This is a genomic window from Pedobacter hartonius, assembly GCF_900107535.1.
Lineage (GTDB): Bacteria > Bacteroidota > Bacteroidia > Sphingobacteriales > Sphingobacteriaceae > Pedobacter > Pedobacter hartonius.
In genome coordinates this window covers 376,584-388,676 of record NZ_FNRA01000004.1, presented here as the reverse complement: position 1 = coordinate 388,676, position 12,093 = coordinate 376,584, and the positions used below count along the sequence as shown (strand labels likewise).

9 protein-coding genes are annotated in these 12,093 nt (G+C 45.3%); 7 read left to right on the top strand and 2 right to left on the bottom strand.

Translation table 11 applies throughout. The features are described from left to right. Position 1: 1 nt before the first annotated feature. From BLW16_RS10165 to BLW16_RS10155, 3 genes are all read left to right on the top strand, one after another. Positions 2-553 carry a hypothetical protein gene (locus BLW16_RS10165; RefSeq protein WP_090556464.1) on the top strand — a complete coding sequence of 184 codons (552 nt, stop codon included), beginning with the start codon at positions 2-4 and terminating at the stop codon, positions 551-553. Positions 554-658: 105 nt separating this feature from the next. Next, the gene (locus BLW16_RS10160) at positions 659-1,075 is read left to right on the top strand and encodes a Fur family transcriptional regulator (protein WP_090556463.1); all 417 of its coding nucleotides are present in this window, start codon (positions 659-661) and stop codon (positions 1,073-1,075) included. An 84-nt stretch (positions 1,076-1,159) separates the two neighbouring features. Then, positions 1,160-3,124: a heavy metal translocating P-type ATPase gene (locus BLW16_RS10155; RefSeq protein ID WP_090556462.1), complete on the top strand. Its 1,965-nt coding sequence runs from the start codon at positions 1,160-1,162 to the stop codon at positions 3,122-3,124. A gap of 86 nt (positions 3,125-3,210) precedes the next feature. On the opposite strand, the gene BLW16_RS10150 is transcribed toward BLW16_RS10155, so the two are convergent. Continuing rightward, on the bottom strand, positions 3,211-4,242 hold the full coding sequence (locus BLW16_RS10150; RefSeq protein WP_175470541.1) for a glycosyl hydrolase family 18 protein: 1,032 nt from the start codon (positions 4,240-4,242) through the stop codon (positions 3,211-3,213). A 303-nt stretch (positions 4,243-4,545) separates the two neighbouring features. Between BLW16_RS10150 and BLW16_RS10145 the strand changes: the two genes are divergently transcribed. The 3 genes from BLW16_RS10145 (at position 4,546) to BLW16_RS10135 (ending at position 8,827) form a co-directional block, all read left to right on the top strand. Next, positions 4,546-5,910: an FAD-binding oxidoreductase gene (locus tag BLW16_RS10145; protein ID WP_090556460.1), complete on the top strand. Its 1,365-nt coding sequence runs from the start codon at positions 4,546-4,548 to the stop codon at positions 5,908-5,910. Between the two features lie 68 nt (positions 5,911-5,978). Next, positions 5,979-7,343 carry an FAD-binding oxidoreductase gene (locus BLW16_RS10140; RefSeq protein WP_090556459.1) on the top strand — a complete coding sequence of 455 codons (1,365 nt, stop codon included), beginning with the start codon at positions 5,979-5,981 and terminating at the stop codon, positions 7,341-7,343. A 125-nt stretch (positions 7,344-7,468) separates the two neighbouring features. Further along, positions 7,469-8,827 carry an FAD-binding oxidoreductase gene (locus tag BLW16_RS10135; RefSeq protein WP_175470540.1) on the top strand — a complete coding sequence of 453 codons (1,359 nt, stop codon included), beginning with the start codon at positions 7,469-7,471 and terminating at the stop codon, positions 8,825-8,827. An 83-nt stretch (positions 8,828-8,910) separates the two neighbouring features. Here the strand turns inward: BLW16_RS10135 and alaS are convergent, their stop codons facing one another. Further along, complete coding sequence (gene alaS, locus BLW16_RS10130) at positions 8,911-11,616, bottom strand: alanine--tRNA ligase (protein ID WP_090556457.1); 2,706 nt, start codon at positions 11,614-11,616, stop codon at positions 8,911-8,913. Positions 11,617-11,734: 118 nt separating this feature from the next. On the opposite strand from alaS, the gene BLW16_RS10125 reads away from it, so the two are divergent. After that, positions 11,735-12,070, top strand: coding sequence for a MerR family transcriptional regulator (locus BLW16_RS10125; protein WP_090556456.1), 336 nt, complete (start codon positions 11,735-11,737; stop codon positions 12,068-12,070). Positions 12,071-12,093: the final 23 nt, after the last annotated feature.

Here is a 12,093-nt window from a genome sequence, read left to right as displayed (position 1 = left end):
TATGAAAAAACTACTTTTAATTGCAGCGATAGGGATTGGATCCCTGGCGGCTGTACCGGCAAAAGCGCAGCTGAGCTTAAGTGTAAATATAGGCTCACAGCCCGACTGGGGACCAAGAGGATATAATCATGTAGACTACTACTACCTGCCAGATGTAGACAGCTATTATGATGTTCCGAGCAGGCAATATGTTTATTTAGAAGGTGGTAGCTGGGTGCACAGACGTTATCTTGCCTCCCGTTACAGGGATTACGACCTTTATGGCGGCAGGATAATCGTAATCAATTCGAGAGACCCATGGATGCGGCATAACGTATACCGTACAAGGTATGTAACCAACTATCGCGGTGGCGGATACAGGGGCGGATACGGCGGAAGGCCAACAAATATCTACAGAAACAACGGTTATAACAGGCGTGGATACAACCACGGCGGTGGATTTAATCATGGCGGTGGAAACAATCACGGTGGTGGAAACGATCATGGAGGTGGTGGAAATAACCATGGCGGTGGAAGAGGCGGCAACAATCACGGTGGCGGCCACAGAGGATAAGCTTGATAAATATATTTATTGTAAAGTATCTGGTCAAACTGACCGGATACTCTACAACTTTTTTTATTTTTACATTATTCTATTGCAGCAGCAAAAAGATATATCATGATTAAAGGCCTTGAAGATATACTCAATCATAAAAGCATCAATCCGACTGCGATGCGTCTGCTTGTGCTTGAGTTTCTGCTCAAACAATCTTCTGCGATCAGTTTAACCGATGTGGAAAAAGGTCTTGAGCCTTCAGATAGGGTTACGCTGTACCGTGTGCTAAAAAAATTCGGGGAAAAAGGATTGGTGCACAGCATTGATGACGGTTCCGGAGCTCCTAAATACGCACTTTGCGCCGAAGACTGCGTAGCCGGGCATCATCATGATTTTCATGTTCATTTCTTCTGTACCGCCTGCCGCGAAACGTCCTGCCTTACGAAATCAAAAATTCCGCAGGTAGTGCTACCCGAGGGCTTTGCTTCAGAAGAAGTAAATTTGATGGTAAAGGGAACCTGCAGCAAGTGCATCCCGTAGTTTGCAATACCATTGCAGCCCTATTTTCGTTACTTTTACAATTGACAGGCAGCGTCAGTAAATTCTTCCTGCTAACGAAAAACCATGAGTAAACCACATGCATGCGAATGCTGTTCACCAGAACCAAAAGCAGATCATCACGACGACCATGACCATGGGGATCATGACCACGACCATGACCATGGCGGCGATCATGATTCCAGCTGGAAGGGACAGATTCCCTTACTATCGGCATTGCTGATTTTAGCGGTCATGCTGACACTTGATTTTGGCTTTCACATCCAGCCTGCAAACATGATTCAGCTGGTCATATTTGGTATTGCTTATTTACTTGCCGGATGGGATGTACTGAAGCTTTCCTATAAAAAGGCCCTGCATCTCGATTTTTTTAATGAATTTTTCCTGATGAGTGTGGCCACTATCGGTGCCTTCTCCATTGGTTCTTATAGTGAAGGAGTAGCTGTAATGGTATTCTATTCTATCGGAGAGTGGTTCCAGGACACGGCGGTATCCAATGCAAAAAGGAGCATTAAAGCTTTACTGGACATCCGGCCGGATACGGTAACCGTGCTCAGAAACGGAAATCCGGAAACGATACATTCGGCCGAAGTAAATGTTGATGAAATCATACAGATAAAAGCCGGGGAGAAAGTGGCGCTGGATGGAGAGCTCCTCTCAGAAAAAGGCACATTTAATACTGCTGCGATGACCGGCGAAAGTAAACCCGACACGAAAAATAAAGGTGAAAGCGTGCTGGCGGGGATGATCAACCTGAATACAGTGGTTGAGGTTAGGGTGCAGGCATTATTTAAAGACAGCAAGCTGAGCAGGATACTGGAAATGGTTCAGGATGCCACAGCGAGAAAATCTAATACACAACTGTTCATCTCACGTTTTGCAAAGGTTTATACACCTGCAGTGTTTGCACTCGCGGTATTGGTGGTAGGCCTGCCCTATTTTTTCGCGGAGCATTATGTGTTCAGCGATTGGTTGTACCGGGGACTGGTATTCCTGGTCATCAGCTGTCCCTGTGCGCTGGTGGTATCTATCCCTCTGGGATATTTCGGCGGGATCGGGCTGGCCTCAAAAAACGGTATCCTGTTTAAGGGTTCAAATTTCCTGGATGTGGTGACACAGATTAATACCGTGGTGATGGACAAAACCGGCACATTGACCAAAGGGGTATTCAATGTGCAAAGCGTAGTGGCCGTTAATGGCGATGAAAAGGAACTGGTCAATCTTGCTGCTGCCATAGAAAGCAAATCAAGCCACCCTATTGCAAGCGCTATTACCGCTTATGCAGGCAAACTCTCAAACATGATGGTTAATGAGGTAGAAGAAATTTCGGGCAAAGGATTAAAAGGCCTGGTCAACGGAAAGCAGATACTTGCAGGTAATACCAAATTGCTGGACCAGTTCAGTATCAGTTATGATCAGTCTGCGGCCGGGGAAGAAGATACCGTAGTAGTTATCGCTATAGACGGAGTATATGCAGGTTACATTACCATTGCAGATGAATTAAAGGAAGACGCCCTGGAAGCAATCAAAGCAATGCACGAACTGAAACTGCAGACCGTAATGCTCAGTGGAGACAAACAGGCCGTCGTCAACAAAATAGCAAAGCTGCTTGGCATAGATAAGGCTTTTGGCGATCTTTTACCTGAAAACAAGGTTGAAAAAGTTGAAGCCCTGAAAGCAGTAGGCAGGCGGATTGCTTTTGTGGGAGACGGGATCAACGATGCACCGGTAGTAGCATTGGCAGATGCCGGTATCGCTATGGGCGGACTGGGCAGCGATGCGACGATAGAAACCGCCGATATTGTGATCCAGAATGATCAGCCTTCAAAAATTGTAACGGCAATAAAAATCGGAAGGCTCACAAAAAACATCGTCTGGCAGAATATTGCCCTGGCAATGGGTGTCAAAATCATTGTGCTCAGTTTAGGTGCCGGTGGTGTAGCAACCTTATGGGAAGCTGTTATCGCTGATGTTGGCGTAGCCCTATTGGCGATTTTGAACGCGGTTAGAATCCAGAGATTGAAAGTATAAGTTTTAGATTTAGACCCCTGGGATTATAAAAATGAGGCCCTTTTGGATTCAAAAGGGCCTCAGATCAAAGACGATGTAGAACTGGTCTATTTTTTAGCAACTGATTTTTTAGCAGCGGAGCTTTCAAGCTTTTGTACCTCCGCATAGATAGCGCTAAGCAGGGAATTTGCACCAACAGCATCCTGGCCTACGTTCCAAATCATAATACCATTGCCGCGTTGATAAGCAAGATCTGTTTTTGTTTTAATTGTAGTAATACCGTTGTAACCGTAGTCATTAAAAACATCACTGTCAGGATTTGCCCCCTGTGCTAATAAACTTGCAAAAGAAAGTGCCTCCTGAGTTGGTGACAAGCCGTAAAATGGCACTCCGAGCATTGCTTTCGCAGGACTTAGTCCCATTCCCAGCCAGTGATCAAGGGAACGCTGGGCAATATCAAGAGTTGAATGATTGGTTGTACCCTCGTCATAAGCAAGAATATTGATCCAATCTACCTGTGCAAAAACACTAGGACGGATAAAGTCCCCATAGCTTCCGGAAACCACCCCACTGAGCTGCTTTCCATCGTTATGCAGCGAGATGCTCAATTGCTGCATCAGGGCCGAATAATCGACATCGGTTTCATTTTTCACTGGATATTCCCAGTCTATATCTGCTCCATCCAGGGAATACTTGTCGACAAACTCCAGTAATGCGATTCGAAAGGTAGCGCGGCTCTTCGGAGATGAAGCCAACGCATTAAATGCTTCAAGAGCTTCTGCCGTACCGCCACCAATAGAAATAAAGGCTTTTACACCATTTGCATGGGCTTTTGCCACCACTGACCTTAGCACATTCGGTTTATCGACGTCATTAATGGTGCCATCTGCATTGGGCATTGCGAAAGCGTAATTGATATGGGTAAGCTTATCAAATTGTACCTGGTCCACATCTGCCCAGTCCTGAATATAACCTATAATTCTGAAAGAAGATTCGGCTGCAGCCACATTGTTAATACTCTTTCTGCTTGCATCCTGTGCATTCCCGGCGTTTAATTCATTTTCTGCCTTTTTGGAACAAGAGGCAATCATTAGTGCAGTAATTGCACATAATAACACAAAAATTTTGTTTTTTTTCATTGTTGAAAATTTATTTATAGGTAAACATAAGTTGATTACTAAGACAATTATGACATAAACCAACGGCATTTCCTAAATCATTCATTTATCGCAGAGAAATAATAGTCGCCATTCACACCAATGCAGCTAAACAAAGAAAGCATTTTTAACTCTCCTGAAATATCCCCGAAATAAGGGATATTATCCCAATATTCTGCTTATGGCCAGGCTAAGCGCTGGAAATCCAGCTAGTTATACTCACCATTGTTGGGGATTGATAAGACATTGTGGTATTTCCATCTTTGATTTTAAAGAATCGACATCATGAACAATACAGATTGGAACCAAAAAACAGTTCAGGAACTGGAAGACTTCTTAAAGAATAAAATTGTGCTTCAGGGCAGTGAGGAATATGCTGCTTTGAAAATAGGTTGGGCGGTAACCAATAACAAGCCTGCGATCATTTGTTTCTGCAGTACAACAGAAGATGTACAGGCTGCAGTGACATTAGCCGGCAAAAAGAAATTACCTCTGTCTGTCAGAGGCGGCGGCCATGACTGGCAGGGACGCTCTGTTGCTCACCAGGGATTCGTGATCGACCTTGAGCATCTAAATACTATAGTTATTGACCCAGATGCTAAGGTAGCCACTATTGGAGGCGGCGTAACTGCACTGAAGTTAATAAATGCAGCAGATCCGTATGGTCTCATCGCAACGGTTGGCAATTGCGGCGAAATTGGAATGACCGGTTATTCACTTGTGGGTGGTTATGGATTAACAAGCCCTTCGACTGGTTTAGCTGCAGACAGTATTATCGGTGCAGAAGTCGTTCTTGCGAACGGCCAGATCGTAACTGCCAGTGAAGCTGAAAACCCGGACCTGCTTTGGGGATTACGTGGCGGCGGCGGAAGTTTTGGAGTGGTAACCTCATTACGTCTTAGTCTTTACCCTGCCAAACCTCTATTGGCAGGATTTATTATGTTCCCTTTGTCTGAAACTGAGACTATCTTACATGGCTATAACAAGTTAATGAAGTCTGCCCCCGATGAACTGTCTGCAATAGTAGCTTTTAAACCGGCTCCCGACGGGACTAAGGTGATCATGATAGCACCAACCTGGTATGGTGATGTGGAAGAAGGTCAACGCGTTATCGATTCGATCAGGAAGTTAGGTAATCCGGTCATGGAGCAGGTAACTGAAACAACGATAAAGGACCTGCTGGAATCTTTATCCAATTTCATCGAAAATGGTCATTTTCATTACTGTACAACAAGATGGATGTCTGATGTGGCACCAGAAGTAATGACTGCTATTGCCGATGCTGCATCCCAGCCAACTTCGGCATTATCCGGAATTGGACTCATGCATTTGCACGGGGCACCTGCAAGAGTTCCTTTAAGTGAGACTGCATTTGGCTTGAGAGAAGCCCATTTTGCTGTTTCAGCACTGGCGGAATGGACCACTGAAGATACAGCAAACGCAGATATACATAAAAAATGGGTCGATGATCTATTTGAAAAGATAGACTCTTATGCATTGCCGGGAGGTTATTTGGCTTTCATGGGAAATGATGATAAGGAACAACTCGCCAATGCACATGGCAGCAATCTTCCAAGGTTACAGTCGGTCAGGAAAAAATTTGACCCGAATGGGGTATTCTCCAGGGAACAAGTGCCGCTTGCCCGCTAAATGCTGCTTTATTAGGCATAAATGGGTTAAGTTATAGTACGTGATGATTGACAAAATAATCTACTATTATGAGTAATACGGATTGGAACCAGAGTACAGTCGCCGAACTGGAAGATTTTTTAAAGAATAAAATTGTGCTGCCGGGCACTGAAAAGTATCCTGCATCCAGAGAAGGCTGGGCAGCAACCCACAATCAGCCTGCAATCATCTGCCTGTGTGAAACAACAGCAGATGTACGGGCAGCATTGGCATTAGCCAGTAAAAAAAACTTACGTTTATCTGTTCGCGGTGGCGGTCATGACTGGCAGGGACGTTCATTCGCTCATAACGGGCTGGTGATCGATCTTAGAAATTTAAATACGATAGAAATCGACGCGGAGGCAAGGGTGGCCACCACCGGAGGCGGTGTAATTGCGCAGGACCTGATTGCAGCAGCAGATCCTTATGACCTCATCGCAGTGGTGGGTACCGGTGGAGCAGTTGGCGTAGCCGGATTTGCATTCGGCGGCGGGTATGGGCTAACGACCCCTTCAAATGGTTTAGGGGCAGATAATATCATTGGTGCAGAAGTAGTTCTTGCCGACGGGCGTGTGGTTACTGCCAGCGAAACCGAAAACCCGGACCTGCTTTGGGGGCTCTGCGGCGGCGGCGGAAGTTTTGGGGTGGTCACCTCATTGCGCATTCGCCTGCATCCGGCCAAACCCCTATTGTCCGGGTTCTTTGCATTCCCCCTTTCTGAAACTGAAACTGTATTGCAGGGCTATAACAAACTCATGCAATCCGCGCCTGATGAACTCAATGTACTGGTCTCCGCTATGTCTGCCCCCGATGGCAGTAACGTCATCGCGATTGTGCCAAACTGGTATGGTGATCCGGAGGAAGGCAGACGCGTCATTGACTCCATCAGGAAGTTAGGCAATCCGGTAATGGATCAGGTTTCTGAAATAAGAATGAAGGAATTGGTGGAATCCTTCGCTCCATTCATCTTCAATGGCCATGGCTCTTATATAAGAACCAGATGGATAGCTGACTTTACACCGGAAGTAATTGCGGCGATTGCGAGCGCTGCAGCACATAAAACATCAGCACTCTCGACAATTATTTCCGCTCATTTACACGGAGCGCCTACAAGAGTGCCATTAGCCGATACCCCATTTGGATTAAGAGAACCCCATTATATCTTCGAAGCAGTTGCTGAATGGCTTCCTGAAGACGATGCGAACAGTGATATGCATAAAAAATGGGCCGACGATCTCATCGAACAGGTAGCTCCATATGCGCTGCCGGGAGGATATCTGAATATGCTTGGAAATGAAGATAAGGAACAACTCGCCAATGCACATGGCAGCAATCTTCCAAGGTTACAGTCGGTCAGGAAAAAATTTGACCCGAATGGAGTATTCTCCAGGGAACAAGTGCCACTTGCCCGCTAAGCCCTGTTTTAGCAGGCATGAACATTATAGTTTGTTGAGCCTGGCTGAACTCAGCCGGGTTCACCATTATTGGGGATTGATCAGGATTCATGGTCTTTCCATCTTTGACGGAAACAATTCATATCATGAACAAGACAGATTGGAATCAAAAAGCAGTAGAAGAGCTGGAAGACTTTTTAAAGAATAAAATTGTCCTGCCTGGTACTGAAAAATATGCGGTATCCTATCAGGGATGGGCGGCGACGGATAACCGGCCGGCGATGATCTGCCTGTGTGAAACTACTGAAGATGTACAGGCAGCAGTAGTACTCGCACAGAAAAAGAATATTAGATTATCTGTTCGTGGCGGTGGCCACGACTGGCAGGGCCGCGCATTTGCTGATGGCGGACTGGTAGCCGATCTGACTAAAATAAATACCATTGAAATTGATGCAGCAGCAAAAACAGCAGTTGTAGGAGGAGGCACAAAAATTATCGATCTTACTACAGCGGCAGGTAAGTTTGACCTGGTACATGTGACCCCGCCATCCGGTGAAGTAGGCATAACAGGTTTTACACTTGGCGGCGGATATGGGCTGATCAGCCCTTCATGCGGTATGGCTGCAGATAATTTACTATCCGCAGAGGTAGTTCTTGCTAATGGCAGCCTCGTCGTGGCCAGCCCGACTGAAAACGAGGATCTGCTTTGGGCACTTCGCGGGGGTGGCGGAAATTTTGGAGTGGTTACATCGCTGATCATCCGCTTACACCCTGCCAAACCCTTATTGGCCGGCAGGATCATGTTCGGCCTGAGCGAGGCCAAAAATATATTGAAGGGATATAACGAAATCATGAAGTCGGCACCTGATGAACTTTATGTGCTCATCCAGGCAATGTCAGGCCCGGATGGCAAACCTGTACTGATGGCTGTACCGAACTGGTTTGGGGATCCCGAAGAAGGCCAGCACTATATTGATGCTTTCAGACAGTTAGGCACACCAATACGTGAACAGATTTCACAAGTGACCGTACAGGGCCTGCTTGAGTCTTTTGCTCCCTTCATTGTCAACGGACGACGAGTTTATACAAAAACAAGATGGCTTTCTGAACTGCAACCAGGGCTAATCGACGGTATAGCCGAAGCTATTCATCATAAAACCTCGCCACTTTCTGTAGTAGCATTATTAGAAGTTCATGGTGCAACTACAAAAGTAGCTGTGGCAGATACAGCTTTCGGGTTAAGGGACAGGCATTTCGTGCTGTTGATTGGTGCGGAGTGGATACCTGAGGAAGATGCTACAAGTGAGCAGCATAAAAAATGGGTAAACGACCTGTATGAAATGGCAGCTCCATTTTCATTGCCTGGCGGATACGCAACCATGCTTGGTAGTGAAAACGATGAGCAGGTCAGGCATGCGTACGGCAGCAACCTGCCGCAACTGAGGTTGGTAAAACAGAAATATGATCCCAACGGAATATTCACCGGAATTCCACTGGGACTCTAACTGATCCGGAGGGCTTAGCTTAAAAGCATAAAATCCTGTTTTCATGAATGAAAACAGGATTTTATTGTATCATGCCGAAAAAACTATTCTGCAGGTACCAGTGCTGTAACTTTGTCCAGCACCTTTGTCAAACCATCTTTGTTCTTGCCGCCGGCAGTAGCATAAAACGGCTGCCCGCCGCCGCCGCCCTGAATATCCTTTGCCAGTTCACGAACGATATTTGAAGCATTGAGCCCTCTTTCAGTCACCAGGTTTTCTGATAACATGACCGTAATACCGGGTTTATCATCAATTAAAGTAGTAAATACAAGGAACAGATTATCAACCAAATCCTTCACTGAAAAAGCAAGATTCTTTACTGCATCGGCATTTGGCAGATCTACCTGCACAGCAATCACATTTATGCCGTTAATTGTCTTCATATGGTGCACAATTTCATGCTTTAGATTGCCTGAACGCTCAATAACCGCCTTTTCTGCATCCTTTTTCAGCTTTGCATTCTCTTCGATCAGTGCGGCTACCGCGCCGGAGAGGTCTTTATTTCCTTTAAATAATGCCTTTAACTGGTTGATTTCCTGAGTCTGATTTACAACAAAAGCTTCAGCAGCATCCGCAGTGATGGCCTCGATACGTCTTACGCCTGCAGCAACTGCACTCTCAGATATGATCTTAAAAAAGCCGATCTGACCGGTTGCCTGCACATGCGTGCCGCCGCAAAGTTCCTTTGAATAGTTATCGTCAAAAGTGATGATCCTTACCACCTCTCCATATTTTTCGCCGAATAAGGCAGTAACTCCACTGGACAGCGCTTCTGCATAAGGCACCAGACGTTGTTCCTTCAGCAGGATGTTTTCCCTGATCTTCTTATTCACGATATGTTCGATCGCGGAAAGTTCCGAATCGGTTATTTTGGCAAAATGCGAAAAATCGAAACGCAGGTACTCCGGATTTACCAGTGAGCCCTTTTGGTTCACGTGCTCACCCAGAACGCTTTTTAATGCTGCATGAAGTAAATGGGTCGCCGAGTGGTTATTATTCGTCTGAGCGCGCTTATCTTCGTCTACAACGGCCCAAAACTGGCCGTCTGTATCTTCCGGAAGTGTATCGGTATAATGTATGATCACACCGTTCTCTTTTTTGGTATCGGTGATCTCCACAAAAAACATCCTGCTATGGTCTTCCAGGCGTCCGGTATCGCCTACCTGGCCACCGCTTTCTCCATAGAACGGAGTTTTCTGCAATACGATCTGGAATTGTTCCTTACCCTTGGAAACGACCTGCCTGTATTTGAGGATTTTTGTTTCAATCTCCAGGTCGTCATAACCTACAAACTCAGTCTCCGGATCAGGATGCACCGTGATCCAGTCGCCCGTATCAATTGCCGTAGCTGCTCTTGAACGTAGTTTCTGTTTCTCCAGGCTGATATGATACCCATCCATATCTACAATCCATTTCTTCTCCCTTGCCATCAGCTCGGTAAGGTCAATGGGGAAACCATAGGTATCCTGCAATTCAAAGGCAAACTCTCCTGAGATCATCATCTGGTCTTTCAGAATGCTGTATACCCAGGCATCTTCAAATGATTTTTCCAGCTCAATGGCATTGTCCGACATCAGTAATTCTCCCTGTTTCTTCGTGTAGTTCTCAAAACGCTGAATTCCTGTAGCAAGGGTACGAAGGAAAGAAACCTCTTCTTCCAATACCACTTTCTGAACAAAATCCTGCTGCAGGAACAGCTCATCAAAAACTCCTTTGAACTGTTCAGCAAGTACAGGTACAAGCTGGTTCAGGAAGGGATCTTTTAAATCCAGAAAGGTATAGGCGTAACGCACGGCCCTTCTCAGGATCCTGCGGATTACGTATCCCGCTTTGTTATTTGCAGGCAGCTGCCCGTCAGCAATCACAAACGATATGGCACGGATATGATCTGCCATCACACGCATGGCAATATCCGTTTTTTCACAAGCACCATAAGCGATGCCTGCTTTCTGTGAGATGAACTGGATCAGCGGCTGAAAAACGTCAGTATCGTAGTTGGACGCCTTGTTCTGCAATACACGAACCAAACGTTCGAAGCCCATTCCGGTATCAACGTGTTGTGCAGGTAATGGCTGTAATGAACCGTCTTTTAAACGGTTAAATTGCATAAACACATTATTCCAGATCTCAATCACCTGCGGATGATCTGCATTCACCAGCTCCTTACCGGAAACCGCAGCGCGTTCTTCATCAGGACGGCAGTCCACGTGGATCTCTGAGCAGGGGCCACATGGTCCCATGTCACCCATCTCCCAAAAATTGTCTTTCTTATTTCCTAAAATGATCCGGTCTTCAGGCACGAATTGTTTCCACAATTCGTAAGCTTCGGTGTCTCTGGGCAGACCTTCCTTTTCATCCCCTTCAAAAATAGAGACGTACAGTTTATCCTGCGGAATACCATAAACTTCTGTCAGCAGCTCCCAGCTCCATGCGATGGCTTCTTTTTTAAAGTAATCTCCGAAACTCCAGTTGCCCAGCATTTCAAACATGGTATGGTGATAGGTATCAATCCCTACTTCTTCCAGGTCGTTATGTTTACCTGAAACCCTTAAACAACGTTGGGTATCGGTAACCCTTGGATATTTTGCCGGTGCCTCACCTAGAAATATATCTTTAAACTGGTTCATCCCTGCATTTGTAAACATTAGCGTCGGGTCGTTTTTTACAACGATCGGTGCTGAAGAAACAATATGATGTTGTTTCGATTCAAAAAATGTTAAATATGCGCGTCTGATTTCTTTTGCTGTCATTCTTTGCTTGAAAATTATTCAACAAAATTAAAATTTTATTGCAGTATTCTACTAAAATCCCTTTACATTTGAATGCTTTATATAAAAGCTGTAAAACACTAACTATCAACACAAAAGTATGCCTTACAAGGAACGGGAAATTAATAAAATGTATTATACGATGGGTGAGGTAACGGAAATGTTTGGCGTAAATGCGTCTCAGATCCGTTTTTATGAGAAAGAATTTGATATCCTTCAGCCCAAGAAAAACAAAAAGGGAAACCGTCTTTTTACACCTGAGGATGTAGAGAACCTGAAGATGATCTTCCACCTCGTGGACGATAAAGGTTTCACCCTTAAAGGAGCAAAAGACCACCTGAAGAATAACAGCGGAGACGTAAAGGAAAACCAAAAGATCATCGCTTCCCTGGAGCGGTTAAAAGATTTCCTCTTAAAGTTAAACGACGAGATTTAATTAATAAATTAACATAATTAATT

What these genes read in the sequence shown, in the direction of transcription:
- BLW16_RS10165 (WP_090556464.1), top strand. Translation starts at nt 2, where the DNA reads ATGAAAAAACTACTTTTAATTGCAGCGATAGGGATTGGATCCCTGGCG.
- BLW16_RS10160 (WP_090556463.1), top strand. Translation starts at nt 659, where the DNA reads ATGATTAAAGGCCTTGAAGATATACTCAATCATAAAAGCATCAATCCG.
- BLW16_RS10155 (WP_090556462.1), top strand. Translation starts at nt 1,160, where the DNA reads ATGAGTAAACCACATGCATGCGAATGCTGTTCACCAGAACCAAAAGCA.
- BLW16_RS10150 (WP_175470541.1), bottom strand. Translation starts at nt 4,242, where the DNA reads ATGAAAAAAAACAAAATTTTTGTGTTATTATGTGCAATTACTGCACTA.
- BLW16_RS10145 (WP_090556460.1), top strand. Translation starts at nt 4,546, where the DNA reads ATGAACAATACAGATTGGAACCAAAAAACAGTTCAGGAACTGGAAGAC.
- BLW16_RS10140 (WP_090556459.1), top strand. Translation starts at nt 5,979, where the DNA reads ATGAGTAATACGGATTGGAACCAGAGTACAGTCGCCGAACTGGAAGAT.
- BLW16_RS10135 (WP_175470540.1), top strand. Translation starts at nt 7,469, where the DNA reads ATGAACAAGACAGATTGGAATCAAAAAGCAGTAGAAGAGCTGGAAGAC.
- alaS (WP_090556457.1), bottom strand. Translation starts at nt 11,616, where the DNA reads ATGACAGCAAAAGAAATCAGACGCGCATATTTAACATTTTTTGAATCG.
- BLW16_RS10125 (WP_090556456.1), top strand. Translation starts at nt 11,735, where the DNA reads ATGCCTTACAAGGAACGGGAAATTAATAAAATGTATTATACGATGGGT.